Origin of the sequence: Cytobacillus sp. Hz8, assembly GCF_042263505.1 — a bacterium.
Taxonomy (GTDB): Bacteria; Bacillota; Bacilli; order Bacillales; family Cytobacillaceae; genus Bacillus_BE.
The window spans coordinates 45405-71482 of the sequence record NZ_JBHKFI010000017.1 but is presented as its reverse complement, the minus strand read 5'-3'; the positions used below and the strand labels follow the sequence as shown (position 1 = coordinate 71482).

General features: G+C 38.5%; 22 protein-coding genes and 1 tRNA gene. 6 read left to right on the top strand and 17 right to left on the bottom strand.

Annotated features, from left to right (window positions below):
* Positions 1-265 precede the first annotated feature (265 nt).
* The 5 genes from ACE38V_RS17850 to ACE38V_RS17830 all read left to right on the top strand — a co-directional run bounded on the left by ACE38V_RS17850 (position 266) and on the right by ACE38V_RS17830 (position 6454).
* Complete coding sequence (locus tag ACE38V_RS17850) at positions 266-808, top strand: glycerol-3-phosphate responsive antiterminator (protein WP_375843349.1); 543 nt, start codon at positions 266-268, stop codon at positions 806-808.
* A gap of 191 nt (positions 809-999) precedes the next feature.
* Positions 1000-1824 carry an MIP/aquaporin family protein gene (locus tag ACE38V_RS17845; RefSeq protein WP_375843347.1) on the top strand — a complete coding sequence of 275 codons (825 nt, stop codon included), beginning with the start codon at positions 1000-1002 and terminating at the stop codon, positions 1822-1824.
* Positions 1825-1860: 36 nt separating this feature from the next.
* A complete protein-coding gene (gene glpK / locus ACE38V_RS17840; protein WP_375843346.1) occupies positions 1861-3351 on the top strand; it encodes a glycerol kinase GlpK in 1491 nt (496 codons plus the stop codon).
* 324 nt (positions 3352-3675) lie between these two features.
* On the top strand, positions 3676-5367 hold the full coding sequence (locus ACE38V_RS17835; RefSeq protein WP_375843345.1) for a glycerol-3-phosphate dehydrogenase/oxidase: 1692 nt from the start codon (positions 3676-3678) through the stop codon (positions 5365-5367).
* 118 nt (positions 5368-5485) lie between these two features.
* Positions 5486-6454: a nuclease-related domain-containing protein gene (locus tag ACE38V_RS17830; RefSeq protein ID WP_375843344.1), complete on the top strand. Its 969-nt coding sequence runs from the start codon at positions 5486-5488 to the stop codon at positions 6452-6454.
* 422 nt (positions 6455-6876) lie between these two features.
* Here ACE38V_RS17830 and eno read toward each other — a convergent pair whose 3' ends face one another.
* The 11 genes from eno to ACE38V_RS17775 form a co-directional block, all read right to left on the bottom strand.
* On the bottom strand, positions 6877-8172 hold the full coding sequence (gene eno / locus ACE38V_RS17825; RefSeq protein WP_375843341.1) for a phosphopyruvate hydratase: 1296 nt from the start codon (positions 8170-8172) through the stop codon (positions 6877-6879).
* Between the two features lie 40 nt (positions 8173-8212).
* Positions 8213-9748, bottom strand: a complete 1536-nt coding sequence (gene gpmI / locus ACE38V_RS17820) for a 2,3-bisphosphoglycerate-independent phosphoglycerate mutase (RefSeq protein WP_375843340.1) — start codon at positions 9746-9748, stop codon at positions 8213-8215.
* Positions 9741-10502, bottom strand: coding sequence for a triose-phosphate isomerase (tpiA, locus tag ACE38V_RS17815; RefSeq protein WP_375843338.1), 762 nt, complete (start codon positions 10500-10502; stop codon positions 9741-9743). The genes gpmI and tpiA overlap by 8 nt, the downstream gene beginning before the upstream one ends.
* Before the next feature lie 166 nt (positions 10503-10668).
* On the bottom strand, positions 10669-11853 hold the full coding sequence (locus ACE38V_RS17810; RefSeq protein ID WP_375843337.1) for a phosphoglycerate kinase: 1185 nt from the start codon (positions 11851-11853) through the stop codon (positions 10669-10671).
* A gap of 229 nt (positions 11854-12082) precedes the next feature.
* A complete protein-coding gene (gap, locus tag ACE38V_RS17805) occupies positions 12083-13090 on the bottom strand; it encodes a type I glyceraldehyde-3-phosphate dehydrogenase (protein WP_375843336.1) in 1008 nt (335 codons plus the stop codon).
* 49 nt (positions 13091-13139) lie between these two features.
* Complete coding sequence (locus ACE38V_RS17800) at positions 13140-14180, bottom strand: sugar-binding transcriptional regulator (RefSeq protein WP_375843334.1); 1041 nt, start codon at positions 14178-14180, stop codon at positions 13140-13142.
* Between the two features lie 139 nt (positions 14181-14319).
* Positions 14320-14565, bottom strand: coding sequence for a glutaredoxin family protein (locus ACE38V_RS17795; RefSeq protein WP_375843333.1), 246 nt, complete (start codon positions 14563-14565; stop codon positions 14320-14322).
* Positions 14566-14580: 15 nt separating this feature from the next.
* Positions 14581-15915, bottom strand: a complete 1335-nt coding sequence (gene rpoN, locus ACE38V_RS17790) for an RNA polymerase factor sigma-54 (RefSeq protein WP_375843331.1) — start codon at positions 15913-15915, stop codon at positions 14581-14583.
* A 206-nt stretch (positions 15916-16121) separates the two neighbouring features.
* Complete coding sequence (locus ACE38V_RS17785; protein WP_375843329.1) at positions 16122-17174, bottom strand: acyltransferase; 1053 nt, start codon at positions 17172-17174, stop codon at positions 16122-16124.
* 769 nt (positions 17175-17943) lie between these two features.
* A complete protein-coding gene (locus tag ACE38V_RS17780; RefSeq protein WP_375843412.1) occupies positions 17944-18390 on the bottom strand; it encodes a CBO0543 family protein in 447 nt (148 codons plus the stop codon).
* A gap of 454 nt (positions 18391-18844) precedes the next feature.
* A tRNA-Arg gene (locus ACE38V_RS17775) sits at positions 18845-18916 on the bottom strand.
* Positions 18917-19286: 370 nt separating this feature from the next.
* Between ACE38V_RS17775 and clpP the strand changes: the two genes are divergently transcribed.
* Positions 19287-19892 (top strand): ATP-dependent Clp endopeptidase proteolytic subunit ClpP, encoded by a 606-nt coding sequence (clpP, locus tag ACE38V_RS17770; protein WP_375843327.1) that lies wholly within the window; start codon positions 19287-19289, stop codon positions 19890-19892.
* Between the two features lie 493 nt (positions 19893-20385).
* On the opposite strand, the gene ACE38V_RS17765 is transcribed toward clpP, so the two are convergent.
* From ACE38V_RS17765 to trxB, 6 genes are all read right to left on the bottom strand, one after another.
* Entirely contained in the window at positions 20386-20643 is a 258-nt protein-coding gene (locus ACE38V_RS17765) for an HPr family phosphocarrier protein (RefSeq protein ID WP_375843325.1), read from the bottom strand.
* Positions 20644-20701: 58 nt separating this feature from the next.
* Positions 20702-21643: a DNA-binding protein WhiA gene (gene whiA, locus ACE38V_RS17760; protein ID WP_375843323.1), complete on the bottom strand. Its 942-nt coding sequence runs from the start codon at positions 21641-21643 to the stop codon at positions 20702-20704.
* 417 nt (positions 21644-22060) lie between these two features.
* A complete protein-coding gene (locus ACE38V_RS17755) occupies positions 22061-23035 on the bottom strand; it encodes a gluconeogenesis factor YvcK family protein (RefSeq protein WP_375843322.1) in 975 nt (324 codons plus the stop codon).
* Positions 23032-23925 carry an RNase adapter RapZ gene (gene rapZ, locus ACE38V_RS17750; protein ID WP_375843321.1) on the bottom strand — a complete coding sequence of 298 codons (894 nt, stop codon included), beginning with the start codon at positions 23923-23925 and terminating at the stop codon, positions 23032-23034. The genes ACE38V_RS17755 and rapZ overlap by 4 nt, the downstream gene beginning before the upstream one ends.
* A gap of 22 nt (positions 23926-23947) precedes the next feature.
* Complete coding sequence (locus tag ACE38V_RS17745) at positions 23948-24406, bottom strand: 8-oxo-dGTP diphosphatase (protein ID WP_375843319.1); 459 nt, start codon at positions 24404-24406, stop codon at positions 23948-23950.
* Positions 24407-25084: 678 nt separating this feature from the next.
* Positions 25085-26035, bottom strand: a complete 951-nt coding sequence (trxB, locus tag ACE38V_RS17740) for a thioredoxin-disulfide reductase (protein ID WP_375843317.1) — start codon at positions 26033-26035, stop codon at positions 25085-25087.
* Positions 26036-26078: the final 43 nt, after the last annotated feature.

Sequence of the window (26078 nt, the reverse complement as noted above, 5' to 3'; positions counted from 1 at the left end):
GACCTCATTTAAAGAATGACTATCTTGATGAAAATCAGGACTTGTGGAAGATCGGGGTCTAATCTGCATCCTTTCTCCTATTTTTTCTAAACCCTGTAAAATATGTGAGGAATATAATAGATTTTCATATTGTTATCCTTTATCATGTTCAATGTAAAATTCAAAGACCAAGGGGAAACTAATCAAAGCGTTATTTCCCTGAATAGCCATTTAAGTGGCAAAAGAATAATGATCATTCATGGAGCTTTTGATTGGAGTTGAGATAGTGAAGCAAAAAATATTACCTGCCTCCTCAAGCATGAAGGAATTCGAGAAATTTCTGGAAAGTCCTTATGAAATCGGGGTTTTTCTTGAAATGCATCTCGCGCAATTAAAGAATATTAGTGCGCTTGCGAAACAATATAAGAAAAAGATGATCTATCATGTCGATATGATTCATGGCATCAAACATGATGACTATGCCACTGAGTTTATTTGTCAGGAATTTAAACCCTATGGACTCATTTCCACCAAAACCAATGTTATCTTAAAAGCGAAACAAAAAGGGGTGGTGGCAGTCCAAAGAATTTTTCTCATCGATACGCATGCCTTAGAAAAAAGCTATCGCTTAATTGAAAAAACCAAACCTGATTATATTGAAGTTTTGCCTGGCGCTATGCCTTGGATGATAAAAGAAGTGAAAGAACGTCTTCAAACACCGATTTTTGCAGGTGGATTGATTCGCACGGCCGATGAGGTTCATAATGCGCTCGAAGCTGGCGCAACTGCCATCACAACATCTAAAACGGATTTATGGAACTTGTTTTAACAACGGGGTAAAAAAATATTGACAGCGTTTTCATCACATAATATACTTTGAACTAAGTTAATATGATGTGACGGAGAAATGGAGATTCACACAGGCATTACCGGTTTGGTTTGGTATATCTGTGCTATGAATCTTCTTTTTTGTTTTTCCGATGCAGATATTTTCATTTACATCAGGGAGGGAGATTACATATGTCACCATTTATGGGAGAAATTCTTGGTACGATGATTGTGATTGTTTTCGGTGCCGGGATAGGAGCAGGATCCTCATTAAAAAGGTCTTATTCAAACAATGCAGGTTGGATTGTTATTACAATTGCTTGGGGTTTGGCTGTAACCATGGGGGTATTTGCTGTTGGTTCCATCAGCGGTGCCCATTTAAATCCAGCTGTAACTATTGCTTTAGCCATTGAAGGAAGCTTTGCTTGGAGTAAAGTTCTTGGCTATATTCTAGCTCAAATGATTGGAGCCTTTTTAGGGGCAACAATTGTTTATTTACACTATTTACCACATTGGAAAGTTACCGAGGATCCTGCCACTAAGCTTGGAGTATTTGCAACTAGTCCAGCCATCCCACATTCATTTTCAAATCTTTTAAGTGAAATAATTGGCACCTTTATTCTCGTTTTAGGGTTATTATTTATAGGAACAAATAAATTTACAGAAGGTTTAAATCCAATTGCTGTTGGTCTGTTAATTGTCGTCATTGGGATGTCACTCGGCGGAACAACCGGCTATGCGATTAACCCTGCACGTGACTTGGGTCCACGAATCGCTCACTTTGTCTTGCCGATTCCAGGCAAAGGGCGTTCCAATTGGTCCTACGCTTGGATACCAGTAATTGGACCTATTTTAGGAGGAGCATTAGGAGCCGTTGCTTATCAAGCCTTCTATTTAAGTCAAGTGAACTTGACCTTCTGGCTCGTGTTAGCCTTAAATATCATTGTACTTACTTTAGCAAGCGTTTTCGGAAAGCAACAAAATCGAGAAGTCAATATGGAAAAAAACGCAGCATAAAAATTTAGGGGAAACTTCAAGAGGGGGATTTTAACGATGGAGAAATATATCCTATCTTTAGACCAAGGAACAACAAGTTCAAGAGCCATTTTATTTAATCATAAAGGGGAAATTGTTCATTCCTCGCAAAAAGAGTTTACGCAAATTTTTCCAAAACCAGGCTGGGTTGAGCATAACGCCAATGAAATTTGGGGCTCCATTTTAGCCGTGATTGCCTCCGCTTTATCCGAAGCCAATATCGAGGCCCAGCAAATTGCTGGAATAGGCATCACGAACCAACGGGAAACAACGGTTGTTTGGGATAAAGAAACAGGACTTCCTGTTTATAATGCGATTGTCTGGCAATCTAGGCAAACGAGTGAAATTTGTGAGGAATTAAAAGAAAAGGGATTCAATGATACTTTCCGTCAAAAAACTGGATTATTAATTGATGCCTATTTTTCCGGAACAAAGGTGAAATGGATTTTAGATCATGTAGAAGGGGCTAGAAAAAAAGCAGAAGAAGGAAAATTGCTATTTGGTACCATTGACACTTGGCTCATTTGGAAGCTATCTGGCGGTCGGGCTCATGTAACGGATTACTCTAATGCCTCTCGCACACTCATGTATAACATCCATGAATTAAAATGGGATGAAGATCTGCTTGAAATCTTAAATATTCCTGCTTCTATGCTGCCAGAGGTTCATCCATCATCTGAAATCTATGCACATACTGACCTGCACCATTTCTTTGGAGAACAAGTACCTATTGCTGGAGCGGCAGGGGATCAGCAGGCTGCCTTATTTGGGCAAGCATGCTTCCAAGAAGGGATGGCAAAAAATACATACGGAACTGGCTGCTTTATGTTAATGAACACAGGAGAAAAAGCGGTTGTTTCTAAAAACGGATTACTGACCACTATTGCCTGGGGGATTAATGGAAAAGTCGAATACGCATTGGAAGGAAGCATTTTTGTAGCTGGTTCTGCCATTCAATGGCTGCGCGATGGCTTGAGAATGTTCAAGGATGCAAAGGACAGCGAAGCCTATGCGACAAAAGTGGAGTCAACAGATGGTGTTTATGTCGTTCCTGCCTTCGTTGGCCTTGGAACACCCTATTGGGACAGTGATGTCCGCGGGGCAATTTTTGGCCTAACACGCGGGACACAGAAGGAACATTTTATCCGTGCAACTCTAGAATCTCTGGCCTATCAAACCAAAGATGTCTTAGGCGCCATGGAAGCAGATTCCGGCATTACCCTCAAAACTTTGCGCGTCGATGGCGGAGCTGTTAAAAACAACTTCCTCATGGAATTCCAAAGCGATTTATTAAATGTTCCAGTCGAACGACCACAAATCAACGAAACCACTGCCCTTGGTGCCGCATACTTAGCAGGACTTGCCGTTGGCTTTTGGAACAATCAAGAGGAAATTTCAAAGCAATGGTCCATCGACCAAGCCTTCCGCCCCACTATGGGAGAGACAAAACGCCATGCACTATATGATGGCTGGAAAAAAGCAATCCATGCGACAATGGCCTTTAAATAAGAAGGCAGTTTTCTCAATAAAATGAGAAGTAGCCTGTGGTATTTTCAATAAAGCAGAGACCACGCGAGCTCATCGTTCGCCCATGACAAGCAAAGTGGATTCATGCTGCGTTATTAAAGCAACTAACGATACAAAAATAGCAAATAAAAATGAGACTGTTAAAAAAACATCCTTATGTTATAATAAAAATAAGTTAATAGCTCGGTAGGAGAAATGGAGAGACCACAAAAACATTATCGGTATGTCGATAATGCTTTTTGTGGTCTCTTTTCTTTTTCCATCCAAACATGAGCGAAAATTCTTAATGGAAAAGGGGAAATGAAGATGGCAAACTTCACAAACAAAAATCGCGATAAAATCATGAATCAACTACAAACAGAAAAATATGACGTGCTAATCATTGGTGGCGGAATCACAGGCGCCGGCATTGCACTAGACGCCTCTACACGCGGCATGAAAACCGCCTTAGTCGAAATGCAAGACTTTGCTGCCGGAACCTCCAGCCGCTCCACCAAACTCGTTCACGGAGGCTTGCGCTATTTAAAACAATTTGAAGTCAAAATGGTCGCAGAGGTCGGAAAAGAAAGAGCAGTCGTATATGAAAACGGCCCACATGTAACGACACCAGAATGGATGCTCCTCCCTTTCCATAAAGGCGGGACATTCGGGAAATTTACGACCTCCATCGGCTTACGGGTATATGATTTTCTCGCTGGCGTGAAGAAAAGTGAAAGACGCTCCATGCTCACTGCAGCAGAAACTTTAGAAAGAGAACCTCTCGTTAAGCGTGACGGTTTAAAAGGCGGAGGAAAATATGTAGAATACAGAACGGACGATGCTCGCCTCACCATCGAAGTCATGAAGGCTGCCATTGATAAGGGTGCCACTGTCTTAAATTACTCCAAGGTTGAGGAGCTCCTCTATCAAAATGGCAAGGTTGTAGGAGCTCAAGTTAAGGATCTTTTAACAGGAAAGGTCTATAAAATTCAAGCCGAAAAAGTCATTAATGCAACGGGACCATGGGTTGACTTAATTCGTGAAAAAGACCATTCCAAAACAGGTAAGGTCCTACGATTAACAAAGGGTGTGCATGTTGTCATCGACCAATCCAGATTTCCATTAAAACAAGCAGTTTATTTTGATACACCAGACGGACGTATGGTCTTTGCCATCCCACGTGACGGAAAAGCCTATGTAGGGACAACCGATACCTTCTACGACCAAGATGCAGCCATCCCCAAAATGACATCTGAGGATCGAGAATATATTATCAAATCAATTAATTACATGTTCCCGAATGCTAAAATCACGAAACAAGATATCGAATCCAGTTGGGCTGGGGTTCGCCCATTAATTTATGAAGAGGGAAAGGATCCATCTGAAATCTCACGGAAGGATGAAATTTGGGAATCCCCATCCGGACTATTAACGATTGCTGGCGGAAAATTAACCGGCTACCGCAAAATGGCGGAAACCATTGTCGATTTACTGGCAAAAAGACTTCAAGAAGGAGAGAATATTACCTATCCAAAATGTACAACGAAACATATGCCGATTTCCGGAGGAGATGTTGGCGGCTCAGCTAACTTTAAAAAGTATGTTTCTGAACAAGCAATAATTGGTAAAAGGCTTGGCCTTACAGAAAAAGAAGCCACTCACTTAGCTTCTGTATACGGATCTAATGTTCCTATCGTTTTTGATATCATTAGAGAAAAAGGCGGAAAAGCGAAGGAGTCCAATCTTCCCATTCCATTATTTGCGAAGCTTCAATACGCATTGGAAAAAGAAATGGTCACTACTCCAGTAGACTTTTTTAATCGCAGAACCGGCGCCATCCTCTTTGATATTGATTTAGTCAGAAAGTATAAAGAGCCCGTTATTCAATTCATGAGTGAATACTTTGGCTGGGAAGCTGAAGTAAAGTTAGGCTATAAGCAGGAATTGGAGGCTGCGCTTTTAGATGCTGTGGTACCGGTGGATGAACGGGAAAAAGAAGATTTGCATAAAATAGGCTAAAAATAAATCCCATTGATGTGAAATCTGCATCAATGGGATTTTTATGTACTGAATGAAGAAGGGATTTCCAAATCTATAAAGAAAATATATACATAAACTGACAAGGAGTGATCTTTTTTTGATACAAAAGGAACGAGAATTTCCTCTAGCCATTCAATTATTAGAAATATTGCTCTCTAGATTAGCCCCGAACCATCCAAAGAAACCAGATATTGAAAAGGAATTGGCCAAACGATGGTTGGGCTACCGTGGTGAACAAAACTTAGACTATCATCTTCACTTTATCCCCGAAAAGCAATATACAATCCTTCATAACCTCCGCTTAACGAACAATGAGAAATACTATTTTCAAATGGATACCCTTCTCTTACATCAAAATTTCCTATTAATTATTGAGGCAAAAAATATCATGGGCAAGCTTCTGTTTGAAGGGAATCATAACCAACTTATTCGCAATATGAAAGACCATGATGAAGCATTTCAAGATCCAATCACTCAGGTGAAGAATCAACAATTTCAATTAGCCTCATGGCTTCAATCAAAGAAGCTGCCAAGTATCCCCATCGATCATTTAATTGTGATCAGCAACGACTCTTCCATTATTCAAACCCAGTCAATCAGCACCTATAATAAACATCGAATTATTCATGCTCCACTATTAAAAGAACGAATTGAATCCATAAGATCTCAATATAAGCAAGAAGTCCTAAATCAAAAAGTATTGAAAAAAATCACTAAACTATTGATATCTGAGCATACCCCTCTAACGATGGATTTTCTCCAAAAATTCAACCTTTCAAATTCAACAATAAGAAATGGAGTTCGCTGCCCTAATTGTAACTCGATCCCGATGGAAAGAGCACACAGTACTTGGTTATGTCATTCATGTGGGACAACAAATAAAAATGCTCATATTGAAGCAATTTACGAATACTTTTCCTTAATAAAACCTTTCATCACCAATCAAGAAGCTAGGAAATTTCTTCTTTTGAGCTCAAAAGATACTGCATCACGTTTATTAAAAGGGATGAACCTTCCCTCAACTGGGTCGTATAGAGATAAAAAGTACTTTCCATTAGGAAAATAATTGCTGAAATCTATTTTATTCGCGAAAATCGAAATTTACTCGCGACTTTCCTGGAAATATTCGCGAATTTAAAAATTTACTCGCGAAAAGAAATCTTTTATTCGCGAAATTTTTATTTATTCGCGAATCATATAAATTACTCGCGATACTATCGATTTATTCGCGAAATTTTTTTGTTACTCGCGAAAAATAGTACTTTCTCGCGAGTTTTCTTCAATACTCGCGGTAAGATTGAAATACTCGCGACTTCCCCAGGGTGCATATTTTTGAATGATGACTTATTCGCGATATCTTTCAATTATTCGCGAATAAAATTTTTTACTCGCGATTTAACAAAAATTTAAATTTGCTCGCGAAAAAATAAAAAAATGGGTGCTCTCTAAAAAGAGGACACCCACTCATCATCAAACAACTATTTTCTATTATCGCTTAATATTATAGAAAGATTTAATACCATCATAGACAGCTAATTCACCAAGTTCGTCTTCAATGCGAAGTAATTGGTTGTATTTAGCGATACGGTCTGTACGAGACATAGAACCGGTTTTGATTTGGCCTGCGTTTGTTGCAACTGCGATGTCAGCAATTGTTGCATCTTCTGTTTCACCAGAACGGTGAGATACAACTGCTGTGTAGCCAGCGCGTTTAGCCATTTCGATTGCTTCGAAAGTTTCAGTTAAAGTACCGATTTGGTTAACTTTGATTAGGATTGAGTTAGAGATTCCTTTTTCAATACCTTCAGCAAGCTTTTTAGTATTAGTTACGAATAGGTCATCCCCAACTAGTTGAACTTTTTTACCGATGCGATCAGTTAAAAGTTTGTGGCCTTCCCAGTCGTTTTCATCTAGACCATCTTCGATTGAGATGATAGGGAATTCGTTAACTAATTCTTCGTAGAAGTTAACCATATCTTCAGAAGTTAAGCCAGTGCGGCCTTCTCCTGCAAGATCGTATTTACCAGTTTCTTTGTTATAGAATTCAGAAGAAGCTACGTCCATTCCTAAGAATACGTCTTTGCCAGGTTCGTATCCAGCCTTTTTGATCGCTTCGATGATAACTTCTAAAGCTTCTCGGTTAGAACCAAGGTTTGGAGCGAAACCACCTTCGTCACCGACAGCAGTGTTTAAGCCTTTGCTAGAAAGAACAGATTTTAATGAATGGAATACTTCAGCACCCATACGGATTGCTTCTTTGAATGTTGGAGCTCCAACAGGTAGGATCATGAATTCTTGGAAGTCAACGTTGTTATCAGCATGAGATCCACCATTGATGATGTTCATCATTGGAGTTGGTAATTGTTTTGCGTTGAATCCTCCGAAGTAACGGTATAATGGAAGTCCCACATAGTCAGCTGCTGCAATTGCTACTGCCATAGAAACACCAAGGATTGCGTTAGCACCAAATTTACCTTTGTTTTCAGTACCGTCTAAAGTGATCATTGTGCGGTCGATACCGATTTGATCTGTAACATCCATGCCGATGATTTCTTCAGCAATTATGTTATTTACATTATCAACTGCTTTTAATACACCTTTACCGCCGTAACGAGATTTGTCACCATCACGAAGTTCAACTGCTTCGTATTCACCAGTTGATGCACCAGATGGAACAAGAGCGCGTCCAAATGCACCTGATTCAGTTAAAACTTCTACTTCTACTGTTGGATTTCCGCGAGAATCTAAAACTTCACGAGCGTATACATGTTGAATATAAGGCATTATATTTCTCTCCTTTAATGGTCAAATTTATTTTTTAAAATTATTTTTGAATCAATGATGTTCCAGTCATTTCTGCTGGCTTTTCAATATTAAGAAGGCCAAGCAAGGTTGGAGCTATGTCCGCTAGGATTCCTCCATCGCGTACAGTGACGCCTTCCTTCGTGATAATCACTGGTACTGGGTTTGTTGTATGAGATGTCATTGGATTACCTTCTAAAGTAATAACCTCATCAGCATTCCCATGGTCAGCAGTGATAATCGCTGTACCACCCTTTTTCGTAATTAAATCGATGACTTTGCCTAAGCATTCATCAACCGTTTCGATCGCCTTTACAGTTGGTTCAAGCATACCTGAGTGTCCAACCATATCAGGGTTTGCATAGTTCAGAATGATCGCGTCAAATTTATCTGCTTCAATTTCCTTCAGCAATGCATCGGTAACCTCATAAGCACTCATTTCTGGTTGAAGATCATATGTAGCCACTTTAGGAGAAGCAATCAGGATTCTCTCTTCACCAGGAAATTCAGCTTCACGGCCTCCGTTAAAGAAGAAGGTTACATGAGGATATTTTTCAGTTTCCGCAATACGAAGTTGTTTTAAACCATTTTGTGATAATACTTCACCAAATGTATTATCTAGACCAACTGGTTTAAAGGCAACATAGCCATCAACCGTTTCACTGAAATGCGTTAAGCAGACAAAGTATAAATCTTTTGGATGCTTTGGTCCACGATCAAATGAGCGGAAATCCTTATTTGTAAAAGTATTAGAAATTTGGATCGCACGGTCAGGACGGAAGTTATAGAAAATAACCGCATCGTTGTCTTGAATCGTCGCAACCGGTTCGCCGTTTTCTTTTGTGATCACAGATGGAATTACGAATTCGTCATAGATTCCGTTAGAATAAGAATCCTCTACTAATTGTAATGGATCACTGTAAGAAGGGCCTTCTGCGTAAACCATGGCACGATAAGATTTCTCTACACGTTCCCAGCGTTTATCGCGGTCCATGGAATAATAACGTCCAGAGATGGTGGCGAATTCACCAACGCCATACTCTTTCATTTTATCCAATGTTTCTTGAATATATTGACCAGCTGTTTGTGGACCTACATCACGTCCGTCTAAGAAGCCATGTACATAAACTTTTTCTAGGCCTTCGTCTGCTGCTAAGCGAAGAAGAGCAAACAAATGGCGAATATGACTATGAACACCGCCATCAGATAATAGACCAAATAAATGAAGAGCTGTGCCATTTTTCTTGGCATGTTGAACAGCATTCAATAAGGTTTCGTTCTTTTGGAACTCTCCTTCACGAATCGCTACATCCACTCTTGTTAGGGCTTGATAGACGATACGTCCCGCACCGATATTTAAATGTCCTACTTCAGAGTTTCCCATTTGTCCATCAGGAAGACCAACTGATTCACCGCTAGCCCCTAGATGATTATGTGGGTACTGTTCCCATAGGCGATCAAAGTTTGGCTTTTTCGCATGGTAGACAGCATTTCCTTTATGTTCACTACGGCAGCCAAATCCATCTAAAATGATTAATGCAACAGGTGCCTTACTCATATTTACCAGCCTCCAAAAGTTGCAAGAAGGATTGAGGTTCTAAGCTAGCTCCGCCAACTAAAGCACCATCAATATCAGATTCTGCCATATATTCTTTAATATTTTCCGGCTTCACGCTGCCGCCATATTGAATGCGAATGCGATCTGCCACTGCTTGTGAAAATTGTTCAGCAACCACTTTACGGATATGTGAGCAAACTTCATTTGCATCCTTAGATGTAGAAGATTTGCCTGTTCCGATTGCCCAGATTGGTTCATAAGCAATAACCGTTTGTTTTAATTGGTCGTCAGACAGACCTGCAAGAGCTTTTTTCACTTGATCGCCAACTAATTGCATCGTTTCGCCGTTTTCACGTTGCTCTAAAGTTTCTCCACAACAAATAATCGGAATTAAATGGTGGCTGAAAGCTGCTAACGCTTTTTTATTCACAGATTCATCTGTTTCATTAAACATTTCGCGGCGTTCTGAGTGTCCAATAATTACATATTGAACCCCTAAGTTTTCTAATGCTTTTGGGCTGATTTCGCCTGTAAAAGCACCATTTTCTTCAAAGTGCATGTTTTGTGCTCCGATTTTGACGTCGGTGCCTTTAGACATTTCCACTAAACGTTCTAGAAATAAAGCTGGAGCACAGACAACAGAATCAACTTGATCGTTGCTTGGTACAGACCCAATAACTTCTTCTAGAAATTGTTTTGCCTCTGGAAGGGTTTTGTTCATCTTCCAGTTTCCTGCAATAATTGGTTTACGCATGGGGCACATCCTTTCTGTATTACACAAGCAGATTTTTGTTCTCTCTATCAGGTTGCTTTATCTTGGTGTAAAAAATACTACATGAGAGCGGCAGCGATTGGATATTTCCCAATTACGCAAAATCTACCTTTTTCGAAATTTAAATTGATCAACAATTCAAATTTTATTACTTATCGTTCAAAGCTACAACACCTGGTAGTGCTTTTCCTTCCATAAATTCAAGAGAAGCTCCTCCACCAGTTGAAATATGGCTCATTTTATCAGCTAAATTGAATTTTTCTACCGCAGCAGCAGAGTCTCCTCCACCAATAACAGAGTAAGTATTGCTTGCTTCAGCTAATGCTTCTGCCACAGCTTTTGTTCCACCAGCAAATTTATCAAATTCAAATACGCCCATTGGTCCATTCCAGATAACCAATTTTGAATTCTTGATGACATCACGGTAAAGCTCAGCTGTTTTCGGTCCGATATCAAGAGCTTGCCAGTCTGAAGGAATTTCTTCGATAGCGACAACTTTTGATTCAGCATCTTTGGCAAATTCTTTTGCGATAACAGCATCTACTGGCATATAGAATTTAACGCCTTTTTCTTCTGCTTTTTGCATAAAAGATTTTGCAAGATCGATTTTATCTTCTTCTAAAAGAGATTGTCCGATTTCATGGCCTTGAGCTTTTACGAATGTGTAAGCCAATCCTCCGCCAATGATTAGATTGTCTACTTTTTCTAAAAGATTATCGATGACACCGATTTTGTCTTTAACTTTCGCCCCACCAATAATGGCTGTGAATGGTCTTTCAGGATTGGATAAAGCTTTTCCTAATACATCAAGCTCTTTTTCCATTAAGAAGCCAGAAACAGCTGGAAGATGATGCGCAATGCCTTCTGTTGAAGCATGTGCACGGTGAGCAGCGCCAAATGCATCATTTACATAAAGATCTGCTAATTCAGCAAATGCTTTAGCAAGTTCTGAATCGTTCTTTTCTTCTCCAGGATAGAAACGTACGTTTTCAAGTAAAAGTACGTCTCCTTCTTGCATGGTAGCGATTTCTGCTTTTACTGCTTCGCCGTATGCTTCATCTGCTTTTTTCACATCTTTACCTAAAAGCTCAGATAAACGTTTTGCAACAGGAGTTAAGCGCATTTCTTCGACAATTTTTCCTTTTGGACGGCCTAAATGGCTAGCAAGTAAAACCTTTGCTCCTTGTTCCATTAGGTATTGAATAGTTGGAATCGCTGCGCGAATACGTGTATCATCCGTTACTTGCCCATCTTGCATAGGAACGTTAAAATCTACGCGGCAAAATACTGTTTTGCCCTTTAAATCGACATCTTTTACGCTTTTTTTGTTCATTGCCAAAAGACCTCCTAAGACTCCATTTTATGTGAAAAAACAAGGTTGTTCACTTTAATTGCAAAGATAAGGGGAGTGGGGAATCCTCCCCGCTCCCCTTTTTTAAAAAATATAAGCTCATCATTATTGGAAGAAATGATCTTAATGTTTAAGTTTCACCTTAATTATTATAGACTTTTCATCCAAATAAATGAATTATGAACTTTATCATTTTTTAAGAACTTAGAGATTAAAGTCCTTTTTGAGCAATGTAATCAACTAAGTCTACTACACGGTTAGAGTAACCAGTTTCGTTATCGTACCATGAAAGTACTTTAACCATGTTACCTTCCATTACCATTGTAGATAATGCATCGATTGTAGAAGATTGAGTAGAACCATTGTAATCACGAGATACAAGTGGAAGTTCACTGTATACAAGGATTCCTTTTAATTCATTTTCAGCTGCTTCTTTTAATGCTGCATTGATTTCTTCTGCAGTTACTTCTTTACCAAGTTCAGCAACAAGGTCTACTACAGAAACGTTTGGAGTTGGAACACGCATTGCCATACCGTTTAATTTACCTTTAAGTTCAGGCAATACTAGAGCAACGGCTTTAGCTGCACCAGTTGTTGTAGGAATCATAGATTCTGCAGCTGCACGTGCACGACGGAAATCTTTATGTGGTAAGTCAAGAATTTGTTGGTCATTTGTGTATGAGTGAATAGTTGTCATCATACCGCGTTTGATTTCAAATTTTTCATGTAAAACTTTTGCAAAAGGAGCTAAGCAGTTTGTTGTACAAGATGCGTTGGAAATAATATGATGGCTAGCTGCATCGTATTTATCTTCGTTAACACCCATAACAATTGTAATATCTTCATCAGTTGCTGGAGCTGAGATAACTACTTTCTTAGCACCTGCTTCTAAGTGTTTAGCTGCATCTGCGCGTTTTGTGAAACGTCCAGTTGATTCAACAACCACTTCAACACCAAGCTCGCCCCATCCAAGATTTGCTGGTTCGCGTTCTGCTTTAACGATGATTTCACGACCATTTACAACAAGGTTGTTTCCATTTACTGATACTTCAGCATCTAAAGTTCCGTGTACTGAATCATATTTTAAAAGGTGGGCTAACATTTTAGCGTCTGTTAAGTCGTTTACAGCTACAACCTCTACATTAGGGTTATTTAATGCTGCACGAAATACAATACGTCCAATTCTTCCAAATCCGTTAATACCAACTTTAACTGCCATGATTTTTTCCTCCTAGTCTTCTGAAAACTTTTCTCTCTTTTAAAAAATATTATAAGGGGGCATCCCCTTGTAATAACTGTTTTGCGGCACCTTCATCTGTGATGAGGACCGTTTTGTTTTTTGCTGGGGCCTGTTTCATGTATGAGCAAATCGCTTTACCCTTAGATGCTCCACCTGCCACAGTGATAATGTGGCGGACATGTTCTAAATCATTCAGTTGCAGCCCAATGGTTTGAACCTTATGAATTATTTTTCCTTCTTGATTGAAGTAATATCCAAATGATTCTCCAACTGCTCCTGCTTTCATGATTTCTCCCACAATTTTCGCATCTGTTTTACGACGTTCAGCCATTGTCTTAGCTTCTCCAATACCATGCAAAACCATGCTCGCCGATTTAATCAAGCCTAATACCTCTTTGATGTTTGGTTCTCTCATGATTGATTGGTACGTTTCCTGGCTAACTTGATCAGGGACATACAAAACGCGGTGTTTTGAATTGGTGTTTTCCGCCATTTTTGCACAAATCGTGTTCGCTTCATTCTGGACGTCTTCGCCAATTCCACCTCTTGCTGGTACGAACAGCATGTCTTTATCCTCTAAATCAGGAGTTAGCATATCTGCTACCGAAGCCATCGTTGACCCTCCAGTAACAGCGATGATATTATGCCCTTCAAGTAAAACTTTCATGCTTAAAGCACACGCTCTTCCGAGTTCTTTCTTTACCCAAGGAGATTCATCACTATCGCCTGTGACCACTACGACCTGTTTGATGCCTAATTTATTCTGCAATTTCTTCTCCAGATCGGTTATTCCGGTTAGTTCTCTCATAACGCTCTCGAGGCTATCAAGTAAATTATTTCCTTCGGGTGTTAAACTCATACCAACATTTGTTACTGAGAGGAGGTTCTGATCTTTGAGAAAGTTGACCTCGCTTCTTAGAACTCTTTCAGTAATCCCTAGGCTTATTGATAGGTTTCTTCTCCCCACTGGCTGCATCAAATGTATGTATTGGAGGGTGTGATAGCGTTTTTGCATAACGGTAAGCAGATCAGGTAATAATTTTTTCTGAATATCAATCATAGATGACATCATGATATCCTCCTCTTCCCTGATGGACAATCAATGTCCCGTATAGACATATTATGTCCCACTCACTCTAAAAAAAAACTCCCCTGCTACGAATCTTATTTTAACAGGGGGCACTCTTTTATTCAACTTAAAAAGCTTGTTAATTTCCTGAAAGCGTTTCATATATGAACATTTTGTCAACATGACCGTACTGTACCTCGACTCCATTAATTTTCACCACTGGAATCATTAATCCATATTGCTCTGTAAGCTCATCGCTTTCGTTTATATCAATTTCCTCATAAAAAAAATCAAACTCTCGCTTTAATTCCTTGATGATTTCTTTGGCATGATCACAAAGGTGACAGCCACTTCTTGTATATAGGGTAACAATTGTTGATTTCACTGCTGCTTCTCCTTCTTATTCATATCTTTTTCGTTTCGCTGAGGATGGAATAGACATTTGATCCCGATATTTAGCAACTGTTCTTCGCGAAATAACCAAGCCGTCCTGCTCCTTAATTAAATATACTAGGTCTTGATCAGATAATGGCTTCTGTTTATTTTCCTTCTCAATAAGAGCCTTAATTATATCCTTAACTTGCTTGGAAGATGCCGTATCATTTGTCACCGTTTGTATCGTACTGGTAAAAAAAGAACGTAATTCAAAGGTTCCAAACGGGGTTTGAATGTATTTATCCCTCACGGCACGACTTACCGTCGATTCATGAATCTCTAATTCCTCTGAGACTTCTCGCATGGTCATCGGCTTTAGAAACGATGGACCTTTTTTAAAAAAATCAGGCTGCTTCTGAACGATTTTCATCGAAACATTCTTCAGCGTTTCTTTCCGCTGTTCCAAGCTTCGTACAATCCATTGATAATCCTGCTGCTTTTCTTTTAAAAATCGATTCACCTCGGAATCCTGTTTCGCTGTAAATTTTTTATAATAGGATTCATTAAAGCTTACTCTGGGAATTAATTCATCATAAATGCTAATGGAAAATTCGTCTCCATTCGGAATGATCACAACTTCAGGAATGATATAGGCCGATTTTTCTGAGACAAAAATAGCAGCAGGTTTTGGATTAAGCGTCAAAACCAAATCAAAAGCCGATTGAATGTCTTTTAAATCAAATCCTGTCAGCTTCGATATTTTTTTCCACCTTTTCTCTGCGAAAAGTTCAAAGTGTTCTCGTACCAGGGTCTCTGCCAATTCATTTGGTTTTTCAAGTCGAAGAAGCTGCAAATATAAACATTCCTTCAAATCACGTGCACCAATCCCTGCAGGCTCTACTTCTTCTTGAATACTAAGTAACCCAACCTCCAATTCTTCTGGTGAGAACGGATATTTTTTTCTAATTTCCTCAAGGTCTTCGCTTAAGTAACCGTTTTCATCTATGTGTTTTATCAATATCTTGATTACTTCTATTTCATGAGATTCTAAGCTGGTATAGTTAATTTGTGACAGCAAAAAATCCTGCAGCGACATCACATGTTCACCAATCTGCTCAATCCAAGCCTTCTGGTCCTTCTCACTTCCGCTTCGTTTTGATTTTACATAGTCAAATTGGGGATTAAAGGATTTGATATTGTCTGTTTCTAATTTGATTAGGGGATTTTCTAGAGCCTTACTTTCCAGAAATGAAGCCAATTCTAAAGAGGAGTATTGGAGCAGAGCGATTGCTTGGCTTAACTCTTGTGTCATTGTCATCTTTAAGGTTTGCTGTTGCCATAGACCCGTTCTTAGGTTCATTAAACATCTCCTCCTTCTCTCATTTTACAATATGGAGAAGGAATGTTGTATGAGAAAATCATTGTAATATGAAAATTGAGATATTTTTTAGAAAAGACATTTCCTCGATTTCGGATGTTGAAAATCGATTTACCTTCTTTTTTCATAAAAAAAACATCTCATCCTCCGCTAAGGAAGATCAAATGCTTCTTTTAATTCGACAAAACTCATGTGATTCTTTTCCCAAAATAAGGGATCTTCCGCACGATTGCTGTGGCAAGAAAACTCAAAATAAATATGATGATGGCAATCATGGGAACGGATAAGATCTGATTGAACATCAAATTATCAATCCCGAAACGCATTAAAATGGTGCGGAACATGTCATGAACTAGGTACATTCCAAAGCTATAGGTCGATAGGATAGAAATGACCTTTAAACTTGTTTCACTAAATTGTGTATTCCTAAAAAAGTCTTTAGCAAAAACAAATAGTGCTACTGGTACAAAGAAGACGTTCACTCGTAAATAATAATATAAAAAGGTATCTGGAGCCCCTTTATCTAAAGAAAGCATACGTGTTCCATAAATGGTGAATATTAGGGAAAGGGCACCCAGAATATATAATCCAATCTTAGTCCATTTACTTAAATCATAAGTAGCTAAATAATATCCTAAAATAAAATAAATGGTATATCCTAAAACTAAATTCACCTCAAATTGAATAAAGAACGGTGTAAAAATGTGAAATGGATAAAAATGATCAATTGTTGGTAGTAAGCTTGTAAAAATAAAACTTATCATTAAAAAATACTCAATATCCCTTCTCTTTGCGCTCTGCATAAAGATTCGCAAAATCGGACTAATGAGATATAATCCTAAAATCATATATAAAAACCACAAATGATAATGGGTATTTCCTTGTAAAATCACTTTGATGGTATCTTTAAAGAAATCCCCATCAATCGCATGTTTTAATATGCCTTTGTAGACCTGGTAAACAAATGCCCAAACAACTAATGCTAAAGCAACGCGATAAATATTTTTCGTAAATAGCTTTTTCAAATTTAATGGTTTCTTCGGATTTAAAAAGAACATTCCACTCAACATCGCAAACATTGGCACACACCATCTGGCCAAAGAATCATAAATGTTCAGTATATTCCACTCGTATGTATTTGGGTCTAAATCAGCATAATTCGTTGCACTCACATGAATGATCATGACGGCAAACGTTGCAAGTATTCGTAAAATATCTGCATAAACAACTCGATTTCCCAACCTCAACTTCTCCTGACATTATTATTCTTTATTTCTTCCAAAATAACTATTATTGAGTATAATCGACATTTTCCGCGAGGTCAAACAATCCTTCCCATTTGACAAGCTATTTTCCAAGCCTTAAAAGCAACAAAAAAGCCCTTCGGACACAAGTGACATCTTGCATGCAGAAAGAGCTTTGTCTTTTGTCTTAATCTCCTGTCAAATGAAACCGAGCCCACTTAAAACTAGGATAAGAATAAAACATAAACCATGTATTATTGATTTATTTTTTTGTTGCAATTGCCTTCCTTATTTCATAAATGATCTAGATTGTTTGGATGTTTGCCAGTTTCCAGCCTAACAAATGGAACATAAAAAAACTTTCGTCCATCTTCTACTTAAGAAAATAAAAGGAGTCTTTTTAAACATGGAAAGCACCTCTTACGGTTAATTTGTAATTGCTTATTCTGTCGTATGAATATAGAAAATTTCTTTAAGAATGTTCCATATCATTTAACTAATTAGACCCATTTATACAAGTCAACGGGAAATCCTCTTTCCGACTAGAGTATAAAAAAACAGTAATTTTATACTAACTTAATCACTTGAATGAAAACCACCAATCATGTATGGGCAAACACTTATATTTCCGATCCCTTTTCTTTCTACTCCATAATGGTTGAAATCTTCCAGATGGTGCCAAATTGATTTTTTTATTTTCCAATGGGGCAAATATTTTTCCATTTGATGATGTTTTTTCCGCAAGAGATATAATAAGGTAATAAAACTATGTTGACATATTGCCTCGTTTCTGAATCCATAAAAATACATTTGACATAAACTTTGCTACAAGTGATATGACAATATACAAAATAAAACGATGTAAATAGGTTATATGGTTGTATAGTTTAAATATTTCCATTTTCACTAAAATAGGTTCAAAAATAAATGAAAAGAATATTGAGACAGCCAAGGCTACTATGTAATAATTTTTCTTCTTGTTTAAAGCCCATTGATAGGCAAGCATAAAAGTAACAGGTACAATACTAGAATCCAGAGAGAAACTGGGGAGTAATGGAACCAATTGAATGGGATAATTCCACATGCCCATGTTAACTCCTAATAAACTAATATAAAAAGAAATCATGTGGACACTATATCCAAAAAAGCAAATTAGAAATATTTTCCCTTTATCAATTTTCCAGATTAGAATGAAAAGAGGTACTATCAACATTGCTGTCAAAATCCAGAATTCAAACGATGTGTAAATCGAATAATCTTTCCAATAATCAATCATTGCTTCTGTGGATTCTTTCCTCAACCTCACTGCCTTATCAAACTGCACCATCCGAGAATTTAACAAAGCCATCATCCTCTGCAAAATCATATATTATTTAAGATAACCTTTGTGTGTTTCCCTTATTCAAATTGCCCATTTTTATCATCCCGATAATAAAACAACAAATTATTACTGACTTGATTTTCTGCTTCACCTTTTGTAGCTGATATTTAAACAAGATTGAAAATAGTTATATTAACAATGATTCAACTAAATGCAGTCTTCTCCATATAGATGTGCTTCTCTTCAATTCCCATAAAATAAAACAAGGGTTTCTCAAAGTATTCAGACAAGAATCAAACATCTCAGCCAAAAATACTTGAAAAACCCTTGCATATTAGGTGATTAGCGCCCTCGGAGGGAATCGAACCCCCATTTTAAGAACCGGAATCTTACGTGCTATCCGTTGCACCACGAGGGCCAATATTTAATGAAAGAAAAATTATTTCGCAATAAACATTACGTTATCATATTATATGTCATCTTCCTATTCTTTGCAAGAAGGACTTTTCACGTTTCGCAAGTGTTTATCACAATCAACAAAAAGCTAGGTTTATTTTTAAGCTAAAAGGGATAACATGAAAAAGGTAAAATCCTGAACAGCCACATAGCACGGTAATGAAAGATAAATACCATTGGCAAATATTTCTCAAATAATCAGGCGAATTGTTTGACCTTAATTGACCATCAGTGTATTATAAAGTTACATACAGTAAAAATCGTTTTCTTTTAATGGAGAAATATACTTAAACTTTGTATGTTTTACTCTTATATAAAAGGAGGAAATAAAGATGAACTTAATCCCTACAGTAATTGAACAAACCAATCGCGGGGAGCGTGCTTATGACATCTATTCCCGTCTATTGAAGGATCGTATTATCATGTTGGGCAGTGCTATCGATGATAATGTGTCAAATTCTATCGTTGCCCAATTATTATTCTTAGAAGCAGAAAATCCTGAGAAGGACATATCCATTTACATTAACAGCCCTGGTGGAAGCATTACAGCTGGAATGGCAATTTATGATACAATGCAGTTTATTAAACCAGATGTACAAACGATTTGTATTGGTATGGCTGCATCTATGGGTGCATTCCTTTTAGCTGCCGGTGAAAAAGGAAAACGTTATGCCCTTCCAAACAGTGAAGTGATGATTCACCAACCACTTGGTGGAGCTCAAGGACAAGCAACAGAAATCGAAATTGCAGCAAAACGAATCCTCTTCTTACGTGAAAAATTAAACGGCATTCTCGCTGAACGTACAGGTCAATCTCTTGAAGTCATCTCAAAAGATACCGATCGTGATAACTTCATGACAGCTGAAAGAGCAAAAGAATACGGATTAGTGGACCACATCATTACAAGACATGATTTGAATGAAAAGAAAGACAAATAATAGTCTTCATGACTAAACGACAAAAGCAGCCTTTTTCTGGCTGCTTTTTTTAACGATGTTTTCGTAAAGATTGTGGTTTTTTTTGAACAGAATTCCTTAAAGTCTCTCAACGTAGGGTTTCTAATTCGGACTCAGTTGTTTTGAAGTTCATCTAGGCTGTCCGAATAGGCTTCTAATTCGGACTCGAATGACTAGAAATCTAGCCATCCTGTCCATATGGGCTCTTGTTTCGGACTCGATTGATGAGAAATCTAGCCATCTTGTCCGTATCTACCTCGCTTTCGGACTCAATTGATGAAAAATCCATCCACCCTGTCCAAATAAGATTCTTGATTCCATCACAGATACCGTTCAATTCCCTGAACTGTCTAAAAAACCTCCAACTATCTAACTAAATTATTCCAAAAGAATACAAAGCTTTCAAAAAGAGCCATATAAAAAAGGAAATAACCGAAGTCATCCCCTCTTTTCACACCAAATATTTTTCTAGGCCTTAGGCTTCCTTTTGAATATAGTTGGCCAGCTCTTCAATCGCCTTTTCCTCGTCTCTTCCATCAGCGATTAATTGGATAACCGAACCTGAATGAATGGCCAAACTCATTAACCCCATAATGCTTTTAGCGTTGACCTTTTTTCCATCTTTTTCAATAAAAATTTCTGATGAAAAACGGTTCGCCTCTTGAACAAAAAGAGCTGCTGGTCGCGCCTGTAATCCTGATCTCAGTTTTACTTCAAGCTGTTTTTCCACCATTATTCTCTTCCTCCCACGATGTTTCTCTTATTATTTTATGTTAATTATATGTTTTAACCTAAAGTTGGTCTCCCACACGTAATTTTTCCGCGATTTCATCAATCTTTCTTAAACGATGATTGATTCCTGATTTACTGATTGTGCCAGTCGATACCATTTCACCTAGCTCCTTTAAGGTGACATCTTGGTAGGCGACGCGCAATTCGGCAATTTCCCGCAATTTATCAGGTAAAATTTGCAAGCCAACTGTCGATTCAATGTAACGAATATTTTCAACTTGCCTTAGTGCTGCACCAATGGTTTTATTTAAGTTCGCTGTTTCACAATTGACTAGACGATTAACAGAATTTCGCATATCACGGACAATCCGAATATCCTCGAATTTTAAGAGGGCACTGTGAGCACCAATAATACTCAGAAACTCGGTAATCTTTTCAGCCTCTTTTAAGTAAGTAATAAAACCCTTCTTCCGCTCTAACGTCTTACTATTCAAATGGAATGTATTCATTAATTCACAAAGGGCATCGTTATGCTCTTTGTATAGAGAGGAAATTTCTAAATGGTAGGAGGAAGTTTCCGGATTATTCACCGATCCCCCCGCAAGAAATGCTCCCCGTAGATAGGAACGTTTACAACATTTTTTTCGAATCAAGTCCTGAGAAATATCCTGAACAAATTCAAAGCCTTCTCTAAGGATTCTAAGATCCTCTAATATCTCCTTAGCGGAATGTGTCAGTCGAACGATATAAACATTATTTTTCTTTAATCTCATTTTCTTTCGCACAAGCAGTTCAACCTGCGTCTCATAATTTCTCTTAATCAGGGTGTAAATTCTTCTTGCAATTGCAGCATTTTCTGTCTGAATATCCACTATAAGCTTGCGATTGGAGAAGGATAAGGATCCGTTCATGCGAATCAAGGCCGATAGCTCCGCTTTGCTGCAACAGTCCTTCGGTTCAATATTCGTTAATTCTTTTTTTGTTTCTGAAGCAAAAGACATCTCCTTCACCCCCTGACTTCATTTTTATGTTGTATATATTATCTTGTAAAATTCTCTAAACCAAACAGGATAAAGTGAAACTTCCATCAGTGGGGGTTTTCGACGCACAGAACGTGCTAGTGCAGACGTTGTGATTGACGTCGCACTTTTAGTCTGCCATTCATCCCCCACTGATGGTTAGCCACGCAGAGCCTGATTGATTTTTCTAAGGGCTGAAGCCCAAAGAAAAATCTTATTTCACTTATCACGCTCATAACGCCACGTCCTGTGGCTTCGCCTGACTAGGACCTCCTGTCCGTCGTCGGACCTTTACGGACAGTTGATCTCTCACTTATCTTCTTCGTATTCTCAGAATCTTGAAGTGGGAGTCAAAATGTCCGTTAAGAGTGGGATAAAGGATGATAAAGTGTACTACGATTAAGAGCCTCGTTTAGTTTCATTTATTAAGAGAGAATATAAAATTTTTGCCACTTCCTGTGTGTCATGTCTAATTACATCATTGTCCAAGCAAACAATTTCCCCATGAACAACCTCTAACCCTAAATCATAAAGAGCACTGACATCAAAATGTACGGGCTTAGCTAATTCTTCACTGTATTTTTCTTGGATTTCAAGCGGAATTTCCTCGCTATTGACCAAAATTGTATCTATCATGTGACAGTTCAAATGATCATAAATCGCTTTAACATGGTCACTTGCTGTAAAATCAAGCGTTTCCCCAGCCTGCGTCATCAGATTGCATATGTAAACCTTTTTCGCCTTTGCTTTGCATACCTCTTCACCGATTTTTGGTACAAGTAAATTAGGAAGAATACTTGTATAAAGACTCCCTGGTCCAATAATGATAATATCTGCTTTCCTAATGGCCTGAATCGTTTCAGTAAGAGGCTGGATATCAGGTGGTGTTAAAAACACACGTTTGATTTTCTTTCCAGAATAGGGAATTTTTGATTCCCCAGACACAATCGATCCATCCTCCATTTCGGCATGTAAAATCACACTATGGTTTGCCGCAGGAAGAACCTTTCCATGAACATTTAATACCTTGCTCATCTCTCGAATAGCATGCATAAAATTGCCTGTAATCGACGTCATAGCCGCAATGATTAAATTCCCCAATGAATGGCCTGATAGCTCCTTGGAGGAAGAAAATCGATGCTGGAACATTTCCTCAATGAGTGGCTCCACATCTGAAAGTGCAGCCAAAACATTGCGAATGTCACCCGGTGATGGAATGTCCATTTCATTTCGGATACGACCTGAGCTTCCTCCATCATCGGCCACTGTGACAATAGCCGTAATATCAACAGGATATTGCTTTAGTCCTCTAAGAAGAACTGGGAGTCCTGTTCCCCCGCCAATTATGACAATCTTTGGCTGTCCTTGTGTCATGTATTTTTTTCCTTTCTCTTGTCAATATCACGATGTGAAATGACCGTATGATACTCACTTTCAAAAAAATGACCAATGTATTCAGCAAGAGCAACTGAACGATGCTGTCCACCTGTACAACCAATTGCAATAATTAATTGTGCTTTTCCTTCCCGTTTATAGTGAGGAAGCATAAAGCTAAGCAGCTCCGTCACCTTCTCAAGGAATTTATTTGTATCATTCCACTTGAGGACATAATTATAGACCTCCTCATCTAATCCAGTCTTTGGTCGCATATGCTCGATATAATGTGGATTTGGCAAAAAGCGAACATCAAAGACTAAATCAGCATCAATCGGTAATCCATATTTAAAACCAAATGACATCACATTTACGGTAAAAATCGTTTGTTTATTAGCAGAAAACTCCGTTATGATTTTTTCCCTTAATTCCCGGGGCTTCAATGCAGACGTATTATAAATAATTTGCGCACGCCCCTTCAGCTCCTCAAGCAATTCCCTCTCAAGCTTAATGCCCTCAAGTGGTGACCCGGATTTTGCAAGTGGGTGCGACCGGCGGGTTTCCTTATATCTTTTCACTAATGCAGCATCATCCGAATCTAAAAATAGAATTTGCGGATTGACCCAAGAGGTCTCAGCAAGGTCATCTAGCGCCTTAAACAAGGAATCAAAAAATTCCCTCCCCCTTAAATCCATTACTAGGGCCACTTTATTCATCTTACTCCCGGATTCCTTCATTAGTTCTAAAAACTTTGGTAAAAGAGTCGGAGGTAAATTATCTACACAAAAAAAACCTAAATCCTCGAAGCTCTGAATCGCTACAGTTTTCCCCGCTCCTGACATTCCTGTAATAATTACCATTTGGGTATCTTGGGCTGTACCGGTACTCATAACAATTACCTCCCTTTCATCACTAGCTTGGATCCAGTCGATAGCTAATTAATTCATAATCTGGTGTATAAGTAAAGGTTCCATAAATGATTCCATTACCATGAACCATATAATCTAAAATATGATAATCTCCTTGCGCCATTGGCAGGTTCTTTATTTCCTCAATGGGATGCCAAGTGATTTTTCCTTCCTCAGATTGGTCGAGGTTCAGACCGTCTGCCTCAGTTGTATAAAAAGTAAACATCATCCATTCGGATATGACCTGATCCCCATCCTTCATAATAAAAGTGAAGATCCCTTTTATATTGGGATTTTTTAAGTAAATTCCTGTCTCTTCGCGAAATTCACGGATACAGGAATCCCTAACGGATTCACCAGGCTCCATTTTTCCGCCAGGAGCTACCCACCAGCCTCTTCTTGGCTTTTGGAGAAGCAGGATTTTTCCATCCTTCACCAACACACAATTCGTCACTCTTTGCATTTTCATTCACCTCGGCATTCCCTTATACATCTATAGCAAACATCAGTTTTCTTTTTTTTATTACCTTTATTATACTATTTTATGCAAACGGTCACAATCAATCGGGGTTTCCATTTTACGAGATCCATATCGAACGCTTTGATTCCTCTTGACCTAGGGTAGTGGATAAAGTGAAACTTCCATCAGTGGGGGTTTTCGACGCACAGGACGTGAAGTGTGCAGACTTATGTGTTGACATCGCGCTTTTAGTCTGCCATTCATCCCCCACTGATGGTTAGTCACGCAAAGCCTGATTGATTTTTCTAAGGGCTGAAGCCCAAAGAAAAATCTTATTTCACTTATCACGCTCATAACGCCACATCCTGTGGCTTCGCCTGACTAGGACCTTAATCCCTCGTCGGACCTTTACGGACAGTTGATCTCCCACTTATCTTCTTCGTATTCTCGGGAATCTTGAAGTGGGAGTCAAAATGTCCGTTAAGAGTGGGATAAAAAAAGGACACAGGTGCTTTCCCTGTGTCCAAAAAGGATTATATCTTTAAAGGGGGTCAATTTCTACCTTTATCATACCCCATCTATGTTTCATGATTGTTACAAGAGAATTAAAACACAATTAAGTTTTGTAAATATTGCTAGTCCGCCCAATTTTTACGTTATTCGAATCTGTTCTAATAGGAATTAAGCCTTTGTTTTTAATGATTCTAAAAGCTCTTCTACATAATGTTGAGCGTTTTGAGAGGCAATGCTGCCATCACCCGTTGCCGTAACAATTTGGCGCAATGTTTTTTCACGAACATCTCCAGCTGCAAAGATCCCAGGAATTTTCGTTTCCATTTGATCATTCGTTTCGATGTAGCCATTTTCATTTGTAATACCTAGACTTAAAAATGGTTTAGAAAGTGGCACCATACCGACATAGATAAAGACGCCATCTCCTTGAACCTCTTTTTCTTCTCCATTCACTGTTGACACAAGAGTCAGGCCACTTACTTTTCCATCTTTTCCTTTAATTTCCTTCACGGTATGATTCCAAATAAAATCAACCTTCTCATTGTCGAACGCACGTTGTTGGAGAATTTTTTGAGCACGCAATTCATCGCGACGATGAACGATCGTTACTTTATTGGCAAATCTGGTTAAGTAAACACCTTCTTCAACAGCTGAGTCTCCACCGCCAATCACATAAAGCTCTTTGCCTTTGAAGAAAGCCCCATCACAAACTGCACAATAAGAAACTCCACGGCCCCCATATTCCTTTTCACCAGGAACACCAATTTTCTTGTATTCGGCACCAGTTGAAATAATGATTGCTCTAGCTTTAAATTGCTTAGAACCAGCCACAATCGTTTTATATTCCTTGCCATCGATAACTTCTTTGATATCCCCATATGCATATTCAGCACCGAATTTCTTCGCATGCTCAAACATTTTGGTTGATAATTCAGGGCCTAAAATAGAATCAAAGCCCGGATAATTTTCAACCTCTTCTGTATTGACCATTTGACCTCCAGGGACCCCTCGTTCAATCATTAAGGTTGAAAGGTTAGCCCGTGATGTATAAACGGCTGCAGTCATACCAGCTGGCCCAGCACCAATTATCACAACATCATAAATTTTTTCTTCCGTCAACTTACTCCACTCCTTCTAACTTATAGAACAGTCCCTTATGAAT

Bases quoted from the DNA above. Each gene is read 5' to 3' on its own strand.
- eno (WP_375843341.1), bottom strand. From the start codon at position 8,172: ATGCCTTATATTCAACATGTATACGCTCGTGAAGTTTTAGATTCTCGC.
- gpmI (WP_375843340.1), bottom strand. From the start codon at position 9,748: ATGAGTAAGGCACCTGTTGCATTAATCATTTTAGATGGATTTGGCTGC.
- ACE38V_RS17835 (WP_375843345.1), top strand. From the start codon at position 3,676: ATGGCAAACTTCACAAACAAAAATCGCGATAAAATCATGAATCAACTA.
- glpK (WP_375843346.1), top strand. From the start codon at position 1,861: ATGGAGAAATATATCCTATCTTTAGACCAAGGAACAACAAGTTCAAGA.
- rapZ (WP_375843321.1), bottom strand. From the start codon at position 23,925: ATGAGTACCGGTACAGCCCAAGATACCCAAATGGTAATTATTACAGGA.
- ACE38V_RS17800 (WP_375843334.1), bottom strand. From the start codon at position 14,180: ATGTCATCTATGATTGATATTCAGAAAAAATTATTACCTGATCTGCTT.
- ACE38V_RS17780 (WP_375843412.1), bottom strand. From the start codon at position 18,390: ATGTTGATAGTACCTCTTTTCATTCTAATCTGGAAAATTGATAAAGGG.
- ACE38V_RS17810 (WP_375843337.1), bottom strand. From the start codon at position 11,853: ATGAACAAAAAAAGCGTAAAAGATGTCGATTTAAAGGGCAAAACAGTA.
- gap (WP_375843336.1), bottom strand. From the start codon at position 13,090: ATGGCAGTTAAAGTTGGTATTAACGGATTTGGAAGAATTGGACGTATT.
- whiA (WP_375843323.1), bottom strand. From the start codon at position 21,643: ATGTCTTTTGCTTCAGAAACAAAAAAAGAATTAACGAATATTGAACCG.
- ACE38V_RS17745 (WP_375843319.1), bottom strand. From the start codon at position 24,406: ATGCAAAGAGTGACGAATTGTGTGTTGGTGAAGGATGGAAAAATCCTG.
- ACE38V_RS17845 (WP_375843347.1), top strand. From the start codon at position 1,000: ATGTCACCATTTATGGGAGAAATTCTTGGTACGATGATTGTGATTGTT.
- ACE38V_RS17755 (WP_375843322.1), bottom strand. From the start codon at position 23,035: ATGACACAAGGACAGCCAAAGATTGTCATAATTGGCGGGGGAACAGGA.
- clpP (WP_375843327.1), top strand. From the start codon at position 19,287: ATGAACTTAATCCCTACAGTAATTGAACAAACCAATCGCGGGGAGCGT.
- tpiA (WP_375843338.1), bottom strand. From the start codon at position 10,502: ATGCGTAAACCAATTATTGCAGGAAACTGGAAGATGAACAAAACCCTT.
- rpoN (WP_375843331.1), bottom strand. From the start codon at position 15,915: ATGAACCTAAGAACGGGTCTATGGCAACAGCAAACCTTAAAGATGACA.
- ACE38V_RS17765 (WP_375843325.1), bottom strand. From the start codon at position 20,643: ATGGTGGAAAAACAGCTTGAAGTAAAACTGAGATCAGGATTACAGGCG.